The sequence below is a fragment of the Variovorax sp. KBW07 genome (assembly GCF_003852515.1).
Taxonomy (GTDB): domain Bacteria; phylum Pseudomonadota; class Gammaproteobacteria; order Burkholderiales; family Burkholderiaceae_C; genus Variovorax.
In genome coordinates, this window is record NZ_QAJK01000004.1 from 1 (window position 1) to 16199 (window position 16199).

The 16199-nt window shown below is 67.1% G+C and carries 17 protein-coding genes and 1 riboswitch; of the genes, 6 read left to right on the plus strand and 11 right to left on the minus strand.

The window, feature by feature from the left end; all coding sequences use genetic code 11:
* Window positions 1-93 precede the first annotated feature (93 nt).
* From DBV14_RS00680 to ribD, 9 genes are read right to left on the minus strand one after another with little or no spacing between them, the layout of a single operon-like run.
* Window positions 94-531: a biopolymer transporter ExbD gene (locus DBV14_RS00680; protein ID WP_124457272.1), complete on the minus strand. Its 438-nt coding sequence runs from the start codon at window positions 529-531 to the stop codon at window positions 94-96.
* Between the two features lie 16 nt (window positions 532-547).
* Window positions 548-1267 (minus strand): protein TolQ, encoded by a 720-nt coding sequence (gene tolQ, locus DBV14_RS00685; protein ID WP_124457273.1) that lies wholly within the window; start codon window positions 1265-1267, stop codon window positions 548-550.
* Window positions 1264-1722, minus strand: a complete 459-nt coding sequence (locus DBV14_RS00690) for a YbgC/FadM family acyl-CoA thioesterase (protein ID WP_124457274.1) — start codon at window positions 1720-1722, stop codon at window positions 1264-1266. The genes tolQ and DBV14_RS00690 overlap by 4 nt, the downstream gene beginning before the upstream one ends.
* A gap of 13 nt (window positions 1723-1735) precedes the next feature.
* The gene (locus DBV14_RS00695) at window positions 1736-2923 is read right to left on the minus strand and encodes a pyridoxal phosphate-dependent aminotransferase (protein ID WP_124457275.1); all 1188 of its coding nucleotides are present in this window, start codon (window positions 2921-2923) and stop codon (window positions 1736-1738) included.
* Window positions 2920-3465, minus strand: coding sequence for a transcription antitermination factor NusB (gene nusB / locus DBV14_RS00700; protein WP_124457276.1), 546 nt, complete (start codon window positions 3463-3465; stop codon window positions 2920-2922). Before nusB ends, DBV14_RS00695 begins: the two co-directional genes overlap by 4 nt.
* The gene (gene ribH / locus DBV14_RS00705; protein WP_124457277.1) at window positions 3462-3929 is read right to left on the minus strand and encodes a 6,7-dimethyl-8-ribityllumazine synthase; all 468 of its coding nucleotides are present in this window, start codon (window positions 3927-3929) and stop codon (window positions 3462-3464) included. Before ribH ends, nusB begins: the two co-directional genes overlap by 4 nt.
* A 5-nt stretch (window positions 3930-3934) precedes the next feature.
* Window positions 3935-5089: a bifunctional 3,4-dihydroxy-2-butanone-4-phosphate synthase/GTP cyclohydrolase II gene (gene ribBA / locus DBV14_RS00710; protein ID WP_124457278.1), complete on the minus strand. Its 1155-nt coding sequence runs from the start codon at window positions 5087-5089 to the stop codon at window positions 3935-3937.
* Window positions 5086-5754 carry a riboflavin synthase gene (locus DBV14_RS00715; RefSeq protein WP_124457279.1) on the minus strand — a complete coding sequence of 223 codons (669 nt, stop codon included), beginning with the start codon at window positions 5752-5754 and terminating at the stop codon, window positions 5086-5088. Before DBV14_RS00715 ends, ribBA begins: the two co-directional genes overlap by 4 nt.
* 42 nt (window positions 5755-5796) lie before the next feature.
* A complete protein-coding gene (gene ribD / locus DBV14_RS00720; RefSeq protein WP_124457280.1) occupies window positions 5797-6924 on the minus strand; it encodes a bifunctional diaminohydroxyphosphoribosylaminopyrimidine deaminase/5-amino-6-(5-phosphoribosylamino)uracil reductase RibD in 1128 nt (375 codons plus the stop codon).
* A gap of 169 nt (window positions 6925-7093) precedes the next feature.
* On the opposite strand from ribD, the gene pilV reads away from it, so the two are divergent.
* Genes pilV through DBV14_RS00750 form a run of 6 tightly spaced genes read left to right on the plus strand, consistent with a single transcriptional unit; the run spans window position 7094 to window position 14257 of the window.
* Complete coding sequence (gene pilV / locus DBV14_RS00725) at window positions 7094-7699, plus strand: type IV pilus modification protein PilV (protein WP_185545882.1); 606 nt, start codon at window positions 7094-7096, stop codon at window positions 7697-7699.
* The gene (locus DBV14_RS00730; RefSeq protein ID WP_124457336.1) at window positions 7686-8663 is read left to right on the plus strand and encodes a PilW family protein; all 978 of its coding nucleotides are present in this window, start codon (window positions 7686-7688) and stop codon (window positions 8661-8663) included. Before pilV ends, DBV14_RS00730 begins: the two co-directional genes overlap by 14 nt.
* Window positions 8660-9316, plus strand: a complete 657-nt coding sequence (locus DBV14_RS00735) for a PilX N-terminal domain-containing pilus assembly protein (protein ID WP_124457282.1) — start codon at window positions 8660-8662, stop codon at window positions 9314-9316. Before DBV14_RS00730 ends, DBV14_RS00735 begins: the two co-directional genes overlap by 4 nt.
* A gap of 14 nt (window positions 9317-9330) precedes the next feature.
* Entirely contained in the window at window positions 9331-13266 is a 3936-nt protein-coding gene (locus DBV14_RS00740; RefSeq protein WP_185545883.1) for a pilus assembly protein, read from the plus strand.
* Window positions 13263-13679, plus strand: a complete 417-nt coding sequence (locus tag DBV14_RS00745) for a type IV pilin protein (RefSeq protein ID WP_124457337.1) — start codon at window positions 13263-13265, stop codon at window positions 13677-13679. The genes DBV14_RS00740 and DBV14_RS00745 overlap by 4 nt, the downstream gene beginning before the upstream one ends.
* Window positions 13676-14257 (plus strand): GspH/FimT family pseudopilin, encoded by a 582-nt coding sequence (locus tag DBV14_RS00750; RefSeq protein ID WP_124457338.1) that lies wholly within the window; start codon window positions 13676-13678, stop codon window positions 14255-14257. Before DBV14_RS00745 ends, DBV14_RS00750 begins: the two co-directional genes overlap by 4 nt.
* A gap of 44 nt (window positions 14258-14301) precedes the next feature.
* Here the strand turns inward: DBV14_RS00750 and nrdR are convergent, their stop codons facing one another.
* Both nrdR and glyA read right to left on the minus strand, forming a co-directional pair.
* Complete coding sequence (gene nrdR / locus DBV14_RS00755) at window positions 14302-14745, minus strand: transcriptional regulator NrdR (protein ID WP_124457284.1); 444 nt, start codon at window positions 14743-14745, stop codon at window positions 14302-14304.
* 34 nt (window positions 14746-14779) lie between these two features.
* A complete protein-coding gene (gene glyA, locus DBV14_RS00760; RefSeq protein ID WP_124457285.1) occupies window positions 14780-16024 on the minus strand; it encodes a serine hydroxymethyltransferase in 1245 nt (414 codons plus the stop codon).
* Between the two features lie 38 nt (window positions 16025-16062).
* Window positions 16063-16188: riboswitch (ZMP/ZTP riboswitch) on the minus strand.
* Between the last annotated feature and the right edge of the window lie 11 nt (window positions 16189-16199).

The window sequence follows — 16199 nt, forward strand, 5'->3', positions numbered from 1 at the left end:
CGCATGCGCAATGAGGGCGAGCACGACGGCGCGCGGCGTGCCGCGCTGCGGCGGTGGCGCGAACTCGGGGCGGTCCAGTGCGAGGGACATGCCTTATTTGCCGCCCGTGGTCGTGACCGACAGCCCCACGCGCTCGATGCCGCTGCGCTTGAGCTGGTTCATCGCCTTGACGACGGTTTCGTATTTGACCGACTTGTCGGCGCTGATGACCACCGGGCGCTGGTCGTCGCCGCCCTGGGCGGTCTTGGCGGCGGAGCCGATCTGCGTCATGGGGATCGACGTGCCACCGGTGCCGGTGGACGGGTCTTTCTTGATCTGCACTTCGTCGTCGCTCTTGATGACGATCTCGATGGGCTTGTCGGGCTGCTTGTTGGCGCGGTCGACCGTGGGCAGGTTGATCACGCTCGGCGTGATGAGCGGGGCTGTGACCATGAAGATGATCAGCAGCACCAGCATCACGTCGATGAACGGGACCATGTTGATCTCGTTGATCGTGCGGCGTCCTCGGCCCCGGGATGAAACGGCGGGCATGCGCTTGTGGCTCCGCTCAGCGGTTGGCCGGAGCCACCGAAGGTGCAGCGCCGGCCGAGGGGTTGGCCGAGAGGTTGCGCTGCAGGATGTTGGAGAACTCCTCGATGTAGGTTTCGAGGGCAATGGCGATCTTGTCGATCTCGCGGGCGAAGCGGTTGTAGCCGACCACCGCCGGAATGGCGGCGAACAGGCCGATGGCCGTGGCCACCAGCGCTTCGGCGATGCCCGGGGCCACGGTGGCCAGCGTCACCTGCGTGAGGGCGGCCAGGCCGGTGAAGGCATGCATGATCCCCCAGACCGTGCCGAACAGGCCCACATACGGCGACACCGAGCCGACGGTGGCCAGGAACGAGAGGTTCTGCTCGGCCGCATCCAGCTCGCGCTGGAAGCTGGCGCGCATGGCGCGGCGGGCGCCGTCGAGCAGCGTGGGCGCGTCGGTCACGTGGCGCTCGCGCAGCTTCTGGTACTCGCGCATGCCGGAAGCGAAGATGCGTTCCATGGGGCCGGCGAACTTGGCATTCTGCGCAGCCGAGGCGAACAGTTCGTTCAGGCTGGTGCCCGACCAGAACTCGCGCTCGAAGTCGTCGTTGAGCGCGCGCATGCGCTTCAGGGCGAAGAACTTGCGAAAGATCGCGGCCCAGCTGGCGATCGAGACGATCACGAGCAGCAGCACGACCATTTGCACCACGAAGCTCGCATGGAGCAGAAGGTTGATGATGGAGAGGTCTTGGTTCATGGCTTGAAAGGTTGAGTCATGGAGCCGCTGTAGCGCTCAAGGGTTCCCGTAACTTGGGTCGGCATGCGTGCGGGACGCAACGTGGTGGCGTCCACCCAGCCGATGCGGATCGTGCCTTCGCACAGCAAGACGGGTGCCGCGGCCCCCGTTTGCTCTTGCTCTGTTTTTGATAGCACGCGCTGACCGATTATCAACGACGCGGTGCCCAATTGTTGAAGGTCGGCTGTAACCAGCAGTTCGTCGTCGAGCCGGGAAGGGCGATGGTATTTGAGCTGCGTTTCGCTCACCACGAACTGGCCGCCGGTTTCATCGCGCAGCTTGCGCTGCTCGACACCCAGGGAGCGCAGCCACTCGGTGCGCCCGCGCTCCATGAACTTCAGGTAGTTGGCATAGAACACGATGCCGCCGGCGTCGGTGTCTTCCCAGTAGACGCGAAGCGGGAACGCGTAGCTCACCGAAGTGCCCCGCTCATTGCTGGGTCATGGCCCGCAGGCGGGCAATGGCTTCCTGCAGGTGGGCCATCGAGCTGGCCGTGGAGAAGCGCACGAACTTGGCCGTTTCGGCCGTGCCGAAATCGCGGCCCGGCGTGATGGCCACGTGGGCGCGCTTCATGGTTTCGAAGGCGAAGTCCCAGCTGCCCGAGATGCCGAGTTTTTCGGCGACGCTCGTGCAGTCGGCCCAGGCGTAGAACGCGCCGTCGGGCATCACGGGCACGTTCAGGCCCAGCGCGTTCAGCTGCGGAATGAACCAGTCGCGGCGTGCCTTGAATTCGGCGCGGCGGCGTTCGTACTCGGCAATGCTCTCGGCCTCGAAGCAGGCCAGCGCGGCGTACTGCGACACCGTGCTCGCGCAGATGAAGAGGTTCTGCGCCAGCCGCTCGACCACCGGCACCAGCACCTCGGGCACCACCAGCCAGCCGAGTCGCCAGCCGGTCATGTTGAAGTACTTGCTGAAGCTGTTGATGCTGATGACGTTGTCGTCGATGGCCAGCGCCGTCTGCCCGAAGGCATCGTCGTACGAAAGGCCGAGGTAGATCTCGTCGATCAGCGTGATGCCGCCGCGCCGCGACACCACCTCGTGGATGCGGCGCAGTTCGTCGGGCGCGATCGAGGTGCCGGTCGGGTTCGACGGCGATGCCAGCAGCACGCCGCGCGTCTTGTCGGTCCACGCCGCCTCGACCTTGGCGGCGGTGAGCTGGAAGCGCTCTTCGGCCGTGGTCGGGATCAGCACGGCCTTGCCGTCGGCGGCGCTCACGAAGTGGCGGTTGCACGGGTAGCTGGGGTCGGGCAGCAAAATTTCGTCGCCCGAATCGATCAGCGCCAGGCAGGCCAGCTGCAGCGCGGCCGAGGCACCGGCCGTGACGACGATGCGGCGGGCCGGCACGTCGACATTGAAGCGGCTCTTGTACCAGCCGCTGATGCGTTCGCGCAGGTGGTCCAGGCCGGTGGCCTGCGTGTACTGCGTGGCGCCTGCGCGCATGGCGCGGGCGGCGGCTTCCTGCACCAGCGGCGGTGCGGTGAAGTCGGGCTCGCCGATGTTCAGGAAGATCATCGGCCGGTCGGTGTGGGCGACTTCGTGTGCCAGCACACCGGCCGCCTTGGCCACTTCCATCACATAGAAGGGCTCGATGCGCTCCGCGCGCGTCGAAATTCTCATGCCTTCGCCTTGCCCGAGGCCCGGTCGGCTTCGACTTCGAGCGGGCGCAGCTGCGGGGCCAGGCCGTTGAGCACGGCGTTGACGTACTTGTGGCCATCGGTGCCGCCGAATTCCTTGGCAAGCTCGATGCACTCGTTGAGCACCACGCGCCATGGCACGTCCAGGCAGTTCTGGAATTCGTACACGCCGATCCACATCACGGCGTGCTCGACGGGCGAGATTTCCTCGAACTTGCGGTCGAGCAGCGGACGGATCAGCGCGTCGAGTTGCTCCGCGCCTGCGATCGAGCCGTGCAGCAGCGCGTCGTAGTGCAGGGCGTCGGCCTTGTGAAAGCCGGCCAGGTCGCGCGTGAAGTGGTCGATGTCGGTCGGGTCGTTGCGGCCCACCAGGTGCTGGTAGAGCGCCTGCAGCGCGAACTCGCGCGCGCGGCTGCGGTTGGACTTGGCCGAAGCCTTGCGCACGCCGGTGCTGGTAAGGCCCACGCGCGATTGACGAGGCTTGGTGCCAGCGGGCTTGAGTGGCTTGGAGGTGTCTTCGGTCATGAAAGGGTGGCCAGCAGTTGCGCCATCTCGACGGCCACGCGGGCTGCGTCGCGGCCCTTGTCGGTCTGCCGCGCGATGGCCTGCTCGAGGTTTTCGGTGGTGATGATCGCGTTGGCGATGGGAAGGCGGTAGTCGAGCGACACGCGGCTCACGCTCGCGCCCGATTCGTTGGCCACCAGTTCGAAGTGGTAGGTCTCGCCGCGGATGATGCAGCCCAGCGCCACCAGCGCGTGGTAGCCGCCGCGCTCGGCCAGCGCCTGCAGGGCCACGGGCACTTCGAGCGCGCCGGGAACCTGCACATGATGGATGTCGGAAGCGGACACGCCGAGCGACTCCAGCTCCGACAGGCAGGCCGAGGCCAGCGCATCGGTGATGTCGGCGTTGAAGCGCGCCTGCACGATGCCGATGCGCAGGCCTTTTCCGTTGAGTGGCTTGGCGTCCGCGCCTTTGTTTGCACCTTGCATGGCGATCAGTCTTTCGTGAGGTAGCCGTCGATTTCGAGGCCGTAGCCCGCGGCCATGCTCGGCATGCGACGCGGCGTGCCCAGCAGGTTCATCTTGTGCACGCCGCATTCGCGCAGAATTTGCGCGCCGATGCCGTAGCTGCGCAGGTCCATGCGGCCGCGCTCGGGGGCTTGCGCGGGGCGCGCGGTGCCATCGAACTGGGCCAGCAGCTCGCCGGCCGATTCGCCGCAGTTCAGCAGCACGGCCACGCCCTTGCCTTCGGTCGCGATGTGCGAGAGGCTGGCGTCCAGGCTCCACGAGTGCAGCGAGCGGTTGATTTCGAGCGCATCGAGCACCGACAGCGGCTCGTGCACGCGCACCGACACCGTGTCTTCGGGCGCCCACTTGCCGCGCACCAGCGCGAGGTGAACGCCGCGGCTGGGCTTGTCGATGAAGGCGTGGGCCGTGAAGGCGCCCCAGGCGGTCTGAATTTCGCGGCAGCCGACCTTTTCGACCAGCGATTCGACGCGGCTGCGGTGCTCGATCAGCGCGGCGATGGTACCGATCTTGATGTCGTGCTCGGCGGCAAAAACCTGCAGGTCGGGCAGGCGGGCCATGGTGCCGTCTTCGTTCATCACTTCGCAGATGACCGAGGCGGGCGAGCAGCCGGCCATGGCGGCGAGGTCGCAGCCGGCTTCGGTGTGGCCGGCGCGCATGAGCACGCCGCCGTCCACTGCCTGCAGCGGGAAGATGTGGCCGGGCTGCACCAGGTCGGCGGCCACGGCGTTGCGCGCCACGGCGGCCTGCACGGTACGGGCACGGTCGGCGGCCGAGATGCCGGTGGTGACGCCTTCAGCGGCCTCGATGGAGACGGTGAATGCGGTCGAGTGCTTGGCGCCGTTGCGCTGAACCATCGGCGGCAGTTGCAGCCGCTCGCACATTTCGCGCGAGAGCGTCAGGCAGATCAGCCCGCGTGCATGGCGCGCCATGAAGTTGATGGCTTCGGGCGTGATGTGGTCGGCCGCGATGACGATGTCGCCTTCGTTCTCGCGGTCTTCCTCGTCGACCAGGATCACCATGCGGCCGGCGGCGAGGTCGGCCACGATTTCCTCGACCGATGCGATCGGTGCGGGAGCGCGCGCGGCGCGGGGGGCGCCGATCGGCGTGACGGAGGCGTTCATTCGGCTGTGTCCTTGGAATACGGAGCGGTGGTCGGCGGCACCAGCACGCCGGCCTGGAGCATGCGCTCCACGTAGCGCGCCACGGTGTCGATCTCGAGGTTGACCTTCGAGCCGGCTTTCAGGCCGCCGAGGGAGGTGTTTTCAACGGTGTGCGGGATCAGGTTGATGCTGACTTCCGCGCCATCGGCGATGTCTTTCACGCTGTTGACCGTCAGGCTCACGCCGTTGATGGTGATGGAGCCCTTGTAGGCCAGGAAGCGGGCCAGCGCGGGCGGCGCGACCACGCGCAGCTCCCAGCTTTCGCCGATCGGCTCGAAGAAGCTCACGGTGCCGATGCCATCGACGTGGCCGGACACGATGTGCCCACCGAGCCGGTCGCTGGCGCGCAGCGCCTTCTCGAGGTTGATGCGGCTGCCTTCTTCGGTCAGGCCGGCGGTCTTGTCGAGGGACTCCGCGGAAATTTCAATGGTGAACTGCTGTCGCTCGGGAGCGAGCGTGGTGACGGTCATGCAGGCGCCGTTGAGCGCAATGCTGTCGCCAAGACCCACGTCATCGAGGTACCCGTCGGGCGCCGCAATGCTGAGTCTTTTGCCAAAGGAGGAGGAGGTGCCGAGGTCGTGAGTGGCGACGATGCGCCCCACGCCGGTGATGATTCCGGTGAACATCTCAGCATTTTCGCAGAGAACGAGGCCCCTTCGGGGTAAACGCTAGAACGCGTCCCTTCCGGCGACCCGGGCCACGATGCGCAGGTCGGGCCCCAGCATGTCGACGGACCTGAATTCCAGGGGCAGCGCGCCCGCCAGAGAGGTGAGCGGGCCGCCTGCATGCAGGTGGCTCGCGATGTCGAGCCCGCTGCCGATCAGCTTGGGCGCCATGTAGACCAGCAGCTCGTCGACGCAGCCTTCGCGCAGCATCGAGCCGTTGAGCTTGTGGCCCGATTCGACGTGCAGCTCGTTGACGCCGCGCGCCGCCAGGTCCGCCAGCAGGGCGGGCAGGTCGACCTTGCCGTCGGCGTTGGGCAGCACGGTGACGGTGGCGCCGCGGGCCTCGAGCGCGGCAGCCTTGGCCTCGTCGCGCTGGGCCGCATAAATCCAGACCGGCCGGCCTGCTATGAATATGTGAGCATCGACGGGCGTCTGGAGCCGACTGTCGACCACCACCAGGTGCGGTTGGCGCGGGGTATCGACCAGCCGCACGTCCAGGCGCGGGTTGTCTTCGAGCACCGTGCCGACGCCGGTCAGCACCGCGCTGGCCCGGGCCCGCCAGGCGTGGCCGTCGGTGCGGGCCGCTTCGGAGGTGATCCATTGGCTCACGCCGTTGTCCAGGCCGGTCTTGCCGTCGAGCGAGGCCGCGACCTTCAGGCGCACCCAGGGTTGCTTGCGGACCATGCGGCTGAAGAAGCCGATGTTCAGTTCGCGCGATTCGGCCGCGCCGGGCCCGACCTCGACCGCGACACCCGCCGCGCGCAGCCGCTCGAAACCTTGCCCGGCCACCAGCGGGTTCGGGTCGGCGAGCGACGCCACGACGCGGCGCACGCCCGCCGCGATCAGCGCGTCGCAGCAGGGGCCGGTGCGGCCATGGTGCGAGCAGGGTTCGAGCGTGACGTAGGCCGTGGCGCCGGCGACCGAATGGCCTTGCGCCGCGGCATCGCGCAGCGCCATCACTTCGGCATGCGGGCCGCCGGCCTTTTGCGTATGGCCCTGGCCGATCACGCGGCCGTCGGCATCGCACAGCACGCAGCCGACGCGTGGATTCGGGTCGGTCAGCAGCAGCGCCGAAGTGGCCAGGCGCAACGCCGTGGCGATGTGCAGTGTGTCTTGTTTGTCAGATGGCATGGGGCTTGGCGGCAGAAATCAACAGCGGTGTCGTCGGATCATACGAGCGGCATTCGAACGCAGATGAACGGCGCAACTCCCTGGACGAATGGCCCCGTACCCTCGAAGCGCGATGGCGGGGAACAAGAAGGCAACGCAGCTTGCAACACAACAGGGAGGGCATCGGCACATGGCTTCATCGAAGCATTTCGGCACGGGCTTTTCGCTCGTGGAGGTACTCGTTTCCATCGTCCTGCTGAGCGTGGGCCTGCTGGGCACGATGCGCCTGCTGCTGGCGGCGTCGCGCACGAGCAGCGAAGCCGCGACGTTCACCGCGGCGGTCAACCTTGTGCGCGAACTGTCGGAGAAGGCACGCATGAACAAGGGCGTGGCGGCGGGCAACGGCGCGGGCAATGCGTACCTGGTCGAGCAATGGGTGGCGAACATGGATGCAGGCGGCGAGGCGGGCGCCGTCGGCGGCGAAATGTGCGCGGCATCGGGAGCGCCCTGCAGTGCGGCGCAACTGGCGGCATGGGACATGCGCGAGTGGAAGCAACGGATCGCGAAGGCGCTGCCCGCGGCCCGTGTCAGCGTGTGCTTCGACGAGGCGCCGTGGAACGAAGCTTCGGGCGAGTACACATGGGCCTGCAGCCACACGGGCCGCAGCGTGGTCGTGAAGCTGGGCTGGACATCGCACGCGGAGGCCGAGACGACGGCACGCCTGCCCGCGCCGCCGCCCCGTCTCGTGATGCAACTGGTGCCTGGGCAGGCGGACGAAGGTCATGCGGGTTCGTAGCGCCAACGCGGGGCCTGTGCGGCAACGCGGCGTGACGCTGGTCGAACTGCTGGTCGCCATGGCCATCGCGTTGGGACTGGTGCTCGCCGCCACGGCCGCATTCGTCGGCAGCCGGCAGTTGTTCAACGCCGGCACCGAAGCCCAGGCCGTGGAAGATGCATTGCGGTTCGCCGGGTTCGTCGTCAAGGGCATCGTGCGGCAGGCGGGCTATACCGACTACACGCCCGACCACGTCGATGCGCAGGGCGCGGCGATCGCAAGCAGTGCGAACCCGCTCGCTTCTTCCGCCGATCCCCTCGACCTCGACATCGTCGGCGCGCGCAACACCCGCGTCCGAGGCACCGGCAATGGCTACGGCAGGCACGACAGCCGTGGCGTGAACGGCAGCGACTCGTTGCTGGTGCGCTTCTTCGGCCGCAGCGAGGCGGGAGGCGATGGCACCGAGCCCGACGGCAGCATGGTCGATTGCATGGGCTTCGGGCAAGCCGGTCCCGGGGCAGCAGGCAGTTCGTCGGCCGGAGACCGCGCGTGGAGTTTCTTCTATGTCGCGGAGGCCGCCGACGGCGAGCCAGAGCTGTACTGCAAGTACCGCAGCGACAACATCGGCAGGTTCAAGGCGGCGCCGCTGGTGCGTGGCATCGAGGTGTTCAAGGTCGCTTATGGGTACGACGGCAACGGCGACGGCATCCCCGAACGCTGGCTCGATGCCGCGCAGCTCGAAGCGCTGGCCGCCTCTGCTGCCAAGACCAACGACGAGTGGCGCAAGGTGGTCGGGCTGCGCATCGGCATGGTGGCGCGCAGTGCGCATGGCAACAGCGGGCCGGGGCAGGGCGGTGAACTGCTCTATCCGCTGGGTCTGGCGTTTTCGGGCGTGAGCTTCAAGCCGCCGGCCGATGGCAGGCTGAGGCACGTCGCGACCTTCACGGTCATGTTGCGCAACGCCGCGAAAGATCCGCAGCCATGAAAAGACGATGCACAGCGCAAATCCACGGGCGCGGCTTCTCGCTGATCGTGGTGCTGATGATGCTGCTCGTCGTCTCCGTCCTGGGAATCGGCGCGGCGCAGATGTCGCTCGTCAACGAACGCAGCGCGCGCAACGACCGCGACACCGAGGTGGCGTTTCAGGCCGCCGAGGCCGCGCTGGTCGATGCCGAGAGCGATGTGCTCGGGCCCAACGACAGCACGCACCAGCGCCTCTGCCTTTTCAGCGGCAAGGATGTTGCGGCCTTCGTGGCCGGCTGCGGTGGCGAAGGCGAGCACCAGGGGCTGTGCGCGCCGGGCGAACCCGGCAGCGAGCCGGCCTGGAGGAGCGCCGACTTTTCGGCCGATGCCGCCAAGTCGGTCGCCTACGGCACCTTCACCGGCCAGCACTATCTCAGCGGCGACTCGGCGCGGGGCATGCATGCCGGCGCGTTGTCCGCCCGGGCGCCACGCTACATCGTCGAAGCACTCCGCCATCGCGGCGGGTGGCAGGCCGACCAGCTCCAGAGCGCGAGCGCCGGCGAGGCCCGCTTTGTTTTTCGCGTCACGGCCATTGGCTACGGCATGCGCGAAGAGACGCAGGTCGTGTTGCAGACCAGTTTGTACAAGGCGGGCAGTCCCGGCTGTCCTTCATGAAAGGCAGGAGTTGCATGCGTCGTCTTCCAGTGAGGGGCATCGCCGCTCTCATCTTCAGTTGTTGCGCCGCATGGGTGCATGCCGCCACGCCGGTGCCGCCGCCCGATGCGGTGCTGCCGGTCGAACCGCTGGCCCTGCTGGCATCGCAAGCCGATCCGCATGTGGTGATCGACCTTGCATTGAAGTCCGCGAATGCGGGTGCCGCGTACCGGGGGCGTTTCGATTGGACGCAGATCTATCCGGGCTACTGGGAGTCGATGGGCTGCTACGCCTACCTGAGCTCCGACGGCTATTTCAAGCGCGTGTCCAAGGCAACGAAGGGCCACGGCGGAGAGATTGCCTGCAACAACCAATGGAGCGGCAACCTGCTGAACTGGGCTGCGTCTTCCGCCCTCGATGGGGTGCGCCTGGCATTGACGGGCGGGGATCGCGTGGTCGACACGCCCGATCGAACGGTTCTGCAGCGTGCGGTGCTGCCGGAAGATTTCTATCGCGGCAGCCATTTCCCCGACAAGGCGCTGACGGGCAACCTGGACAAGCTCACGCCGCTGGTCACGGGCAACGCCGAAGGTGCGCGCGCCACGGACACCGTTCACTTCAACAGTTGCCTCGACCGCCTGTTCGTCGGCCCCACCGCTACGGGCACTTGCAACGAGCCGGGGCGCGACCAGCGATACGGGCCCGGGCTTGCCAGCGTGTCCTATGCCGCACGCGTGGAGGTCTGCACACCCGACGAAGCGGCGGTGCGCCGCACGCTGTGCTTCAAGTACCCCGGCGGCAATCACAAGCCTGTCGGCGCGGTGCAGGCGTATTCGGAGCGCATGCGCTTTGCCGTTTTCGGCCATCTGTCGGACGACGACCCGACGCGCTACGGCGGCGTGCTGCGTGCGCCCCTGAAGCATGTGGGCCCTCAGAAGACCGACGCTGCCTTCGACATGGTGGAGAACGTGCAGGCCGAATGGGATGCGGATACGGGCGTCTTCAATGCCGACCCGATGTCTTCATCCGCAATCCGGGAGGGCGCGGCGGCATTCAGCGGCGTCGTCAATGTCATCAACAGGTTCGGGCGCAGCGGGGCGCGGCAGGGCGACTACAACCGCTTCGATGCGGCCGGCGAGCTTTACTACGAGTCGCTGCGTTACCTGCAGGGCAAGCTGCCGACGCCCGAGGCCTTTGTACGATTGGGTTCGGGCAACGATGCCCGCAAAGGCGGGCTGCCTGTCTACAGCAGTGCGGCGCATTGGGGCTCGCAAGCGCAAGCCGCGTCGACCGCTGCCAGTTGCCAGAAGAACCATGTCCTGGTGCTCGGCGATCTGGAAACGAGCCACGATCGTTCGTTGCCCGGTTTGTCCAGGGGCGCCTCGCCTGCGGATTTCGATCGCGGCTTCAATGGCGCAGCCTACGAGCCGGACACGTCCTATTGGACCAGCCTGGTCGGCGCATTCGAGAACCAGGAAGCTCTTTCCTATTCGCATCCATCCGGCAAGACGGGGCTTGCCACCACAGGCAACAGCGGTCCTTTCGCCTTCAACTACAAAGGCGGCGCCCAGCTCACGTCGCGCAACATTGCGGCTGCGGAAACCGGCGCCGACAAGGGCTCGTTCGGCATGGCGGGCCTTGCGTACTGGGCCCGCACGCAGCGGATTCGCGGTGATGCGCCCGAGGCGCGCGTGCAGACCTTCGTCATCGACGTGGGGCAGGGCGGCGATGGCGAGGTCCGGCAGAAGCATCGCGGCAGCGCGCTCTATCTCGCGGCCAAGTACGGCGGCTTTGCCGACGCCAACGACGACGGAAGTCCGTTCAGGGCTTCCGGCGGCACCGGACGTCCGGACGTAGGCAGCAATACCGAATGGGCCGACGGTCTCGATGCGGACGGGCAACCGAAGCCGTGGAGCTATTTCCTGGCGAGCGGCGCCGGCCAGATGGCGTCGGCGATTCGACGGGTCTTTGCTCAGGCCGCCGCGCCATCGGACAGCGGCACGACGGGTGGCGCGCTGTCATCGGACACGCTCGCGAAGGAGGGCGCGAGTCTCTATGTGGCCCAGTCCGGCGGACGGCGATGGGCGGGCACGCTGCTGTCGTATCCGCTCGTGAACGACGTGGCGAGTGGTGGCGTGCAGCGTGGGGGCAAGCCCGATTGGGACGCTGGAGCCCTCTTGACCGGCAGCGCAGCGGCCAAGCCGCCGCTGCCAGCGCGCGAGCCTTCGAGCCGGCGCATCTTCAGCCTTTCGACTGCTGGTACCGGCGTGCCGTTCGAGTGGGCGGCGCTCGACCCAACGCTTCGTGCCCACCTGAGTGCGACGCCCGATGCCGAGCCCGCGGCGTCGGATGCCCTGAGCCCCGAGCGGCTGGCCTATCTGCGGGGCGACCGGCGCAAGGAACTGTCGGCACCAGGCGGCGTGTTCCGCGTGCGCGATTCGGTCATGGGCGACGTGGCGCATTCCGTTCCGTTGTTCGTGGGCGCACGGCAAGGCCGGCAGGCGGCGGTGTATGTCGGTGCCAACGACGGCATGCTGCATGCGTTCTCGGCCTCTACGGGCGAAGAGCTGTTTGCCTATGTGCCGCGCACCTTGTTTTCCAGGTTGGGGTCGTACAGCTCGCCTGACTATGTGCATCGGAGTCTTGTCGATGGCTCGCCTGCGGTCGGCGAAATGCGCTTGGCCAATGGCGCGCAGAAGACCGTGCTGGTTTCCGGTACTGGCGGCGGAGCCACCGGCGTCTTCGCGCTCGATGTGAGCGACCCGGGGGCTTTTTCGGCGGACCGGGTGATGTGGGAATTCAGCGGCGCGGACGATGCGGACATGGGCCATCTGCTCCAGGCTCCGCGCGTCATGAAGTTCCGTACCGCGGCGGCAACCCCCGCGAGCCCCGCCACCTATGGCTGGTTCGCCGTCGTGCCCTCGGGTTTCAACAATGCCAATCCCGCGAAGCGCACGGCGCTGTTCCTGTTGTCGCTCGACAAGCCTGCCGCTGCGGCCTGGGTCCAAGGCATCAACTATCACAAGATCGTCTTGCCGCGCCCGAAGGACAAGGACACCGTGAACGCTCTGGGCGTTCCGGGCGACGAAGCCGCCGCGGACGGCGCCGTGCGTTTTCTCTATGCCGGCGACACCCAGGGCAACCTGTGGAAGTTCGACTTCACCGGCAATGCGCCGTGGCTCAGCGGCGAGGTCTTGAGCTTCGGGAAAACGCCGCTGATGGTTGCGATGGAAGCGGGAGACGCCGACGCCCGGCGCCAGCCGATCACCGTCCAGCCTGTGGTGGGCGCGGGGCCGAACGGCGGTGCCATCGTGCTCTTCGGCACGGGCAAGTTCGTGAGCCCTGACGACCTGTCCCACGCGAACTACGGCGTGCAGACCCTCTATGCCGTGCACGACAACGGAGTGGCCATTCCCGCCGGCACGGCACGAACGCAGCTTCAGTCACGCACCACGGGCGTTGCGCCCGGCGGGGCGCTCCCATCCATCGCCGGCGATGCGTTCGTGTACGGCGCTTTCGACCGCAAGACGACGAGCCGGCGCGGCTGGTACTTCGATCTGCCGGGCTCGCCGGCTGCCGGCGAGCGACTGGTGTCCAGCCCGGTGCTGGCCGATGGCCAGTTGTTCTTCAACACGTTGATGCCCCGGCCCAGCGTGTGCGGCGACAACGGCGGTGGCGGGCACAGCTGCGCAGTCAATGCGATGACCGGACTGTCGAGCGGCGGCACCTGTGTGTTGGCGGAAGCCGGCCTGCCGGGCACGACGCACCTGATGCAACTGGGCGACGCAAGCTACGGCGCGAGCGATGCGTTGGGCCGCCGGTCGGCCACGCGGCGGCTGTCGGTCGTTCACTTGGGCGGGAGGGGCGGTGTCTCCACCTCCCAGCCCGTCGAAGGCGGCAAGGTATCGCAGGTCGCGGGGCGCCTGAACTGGCGGCAGGTCATCGGCGATCGGGGAGCCAAGAAGTCATGAGCACCGCCATTTCGAAGCGCCGCGGGTTCACGTTGATCGAGGTGCTGATGGTGCTGGCCATCACGGCGATCCTGGCGGCTATCTCCTACCCGTCGTACATGGATTTCGTGCGCAAGAGCTGGCACAGCGAGGCGCGGTCCGCACTGATGCAACAGATGCAGCAGCAGGAGCGCCACTTCACCCAGGTCGGCCGCTACAACCCCTACCAAGGCGACTCGGGCGACAGCGGCGCGGGCGGCAGGTACACCGTCGAAAGCGGCAACTGCGAAGGACAGGGCAGTGTCGACAACTGCATCCGCCTGACGGCAAGCCTGAAGGCCGGCTTTTCCGATCCGCAGGTCGGCAAGTTCTGGATCGACAGCAAGGGGGCGAAAGGGTGCGACGGCTCGCTGGCCGGCAGGTGCTGGCAATGAGCGCGGGGCCGCGCAAGGCGATGCGGACACGTGGTTTCACGCTGGTCGAATTGATGGTGGTCGTGGCCATCGTGGCGGTGCTGGCGATGGTTGCCGTGCCGGGCTTTCGCGACCTGTTGCTCAACCAACGCCTGGCGGCGGCCGCGCACGGTTTCAATTCAGCCTTGAGCCTGGCCCGCATGGAAGCCATCCAGCGTTCGCAGAGTGTCAGGGTGTTGGCGCTTTCGGGGAGCGATTGGGGCAGCGGATGGTCCGTGCTGGCGGGAACGGAGCCGCCGCTTCAGGCTGTGCGAAGTTTCGAGAAGCTGCCGCAAGGCGTGAGCGTCGACAAGGCACTCGGCGACGGTTTCGTGCAGGGCTTGCGCTACGACAGCAACGGATTTTCCCGCCGGGCCACCAGCGGCGCGTTTGGCGCGGGATGCCTCACGTTGAAGGCGGAGACTGGCCGCAGGGCATCGATCGTCGTTTCGGGTTCGGGGCGAGCCCGAGTGTGCGACCCGGACCGGCGCGGAGACTGCGGCGCCGGGGCTTGTGGCAAAGGCGGCAGGCAGGAAGAGGAAAGCGCGGAAGGCACGTAGCCGAGTGGCAGCGCGCGCCCCGGCACGCTGCATCGTTCGCGGGCTCAGATGTCCCGCAAGAGCTGCCTGAATTCGTCCACGTCCTCGAAGCTGCGGTACACCGAGGCAAAGCGCACGTAGGCCACCTTGTCCAGGCGCTTCAGCTCGCGCATCACCAGTTCGCCGACTTTCGTCGAATCGATTTCACGCAGGCCGCTGGCCAGCAGCTTCTGCTCGATGCGCAGCAGGGCGGTGTCGATCTGCTCGATGCTCACCGGCCGCTTGCGCAGCGCCAGCATCATGGAAGCGCGCACCTTGCTCGACTCGAAATCGGCGCGGCTGCCGTCTTTCTTGACGACGACCGGGAAGTTGACGTCGGGCCGCTCGTAGGTGGTGAAGCGCTTGTCGCAGGCGCTGCACTGGCGGCGCCTGCGGACGAAGTCGGCATCTTCCGACACGCGGGTCTCGACGACCTGCGTTTCAAGGTGACCGCAAAAAGGACACTTCATGCGGTCGCCACGATGCCGGGGGCAGCTTGGGGGTTCAGCGGTAGACCGGGAACCGGCTCGTCAGGGCATGCACCTTGGCGCGCACCGCGTCGATGTTCGCCGCGTCGCGCGGGTTCTCGAGCACGTCGGCGATCAGGTTCGCGGTGATGCGGGCCTCTTCGTCCTTGAAGCCGCGGGTGGTCATGGCCGGGGTGCCGATGCGCACGCCGCTGGTGACCATCGGCTTTTCAGGGTCGTTGGGGATCGCGTTCTTGTTGATGGTCATGTGGGCGCTGCCCAGCACGGCTTCGGCTTCCTTGCCGGTGATGCCCTTGGCGCGCAGGTCGACCAGCATCAGGTGGCTTTCGGTGCGACCGCTCACGATGCGCAGGCCGCGCTCGGTGAGGGTGTCGGCCACGATCTTGGCGTTCTTGACCACCTGTTGCTGGTAGGCCTTGAACTCGGGCGCCATGGCTTCCTTGAACGCGACGGCCTTGGCGGCGATCACGTGCATCAGCGGGCCGCCTTGCAGGCCCGGGAAGATCGCGCTGTTGATGGCTTTCTCGTGCTGCGACTTCATCAGGATGATGCCGCCGCGCGGGCCGCGCAGGCTCTTGTGGGTGGTCGAGGTGACGATGTCGGCGTGCGGCACCGGGTTGGGGTACACGCCCGCGGCCACGAGGCCGGCGTAGTGGGCGATGTCGACCATGAAGATCGCGCCGACGTCCTTGGCCACCTTGGCGAAGCGCTCGAAGTCGATGTGCAGCGAGTAGGCCGATGCGCCCGCGATGATCAGCTTGGGCATGTGCTCATGCGCCTTGCGTTCCATTGCGTCGTAGTCGATGGCTTCGTTGGCGTCCAGGCCGTAGCTCACCACGTTGAACCACTTGCCGCTCATGTTCAGCGGCATGCCGTGGGTCAGGTGGCCGCCTTCGGCCAGGCTCATGCCCATGATGGTGTCGCCGGGCTTCAGGAAGGCCAGCATCACGGCTTCATTGGCCGAGGCGCCGCAATGCGGCTGCACGTTGGCGGCTTCCGCGCCAAAGATCTGCTTGATGCGGTCGATGGCCAGTTGCTCGGCCACGTCGACGTGTTCGCAGCCGCCGTAGTAGCGCTTGCCCGGGTAGCCTTCGGCGTACTTGTTGGTGAGCTGCGAGCCCTGGGCGGCCATTACGGCCGGCGAGGCGTAGTTCTCGCTGGCGATCAGCTCGATGTGATGTTCCTGGCGCGCGTTTTCGGCTTGAATGGCGGCCCAGATTTCGGGGTCGGTCTGTTCGACCAGGATATTGCGTTGGTACATGGCAGTCCTTTGAAGACGAGGTCCTTGTTCAACCAAACAAGGGCTGCCCAGGCGAACGGCTGAACGCCTGTTGTGGCCAGGCGGCACGCTTCCCAGTGGTATTCCACGTCAGCGCGTGGCACCTTTTTAGGGTGCTGCGCCTATCGCCAGTCGCGTACCGGCCGAGTGTAGCTCA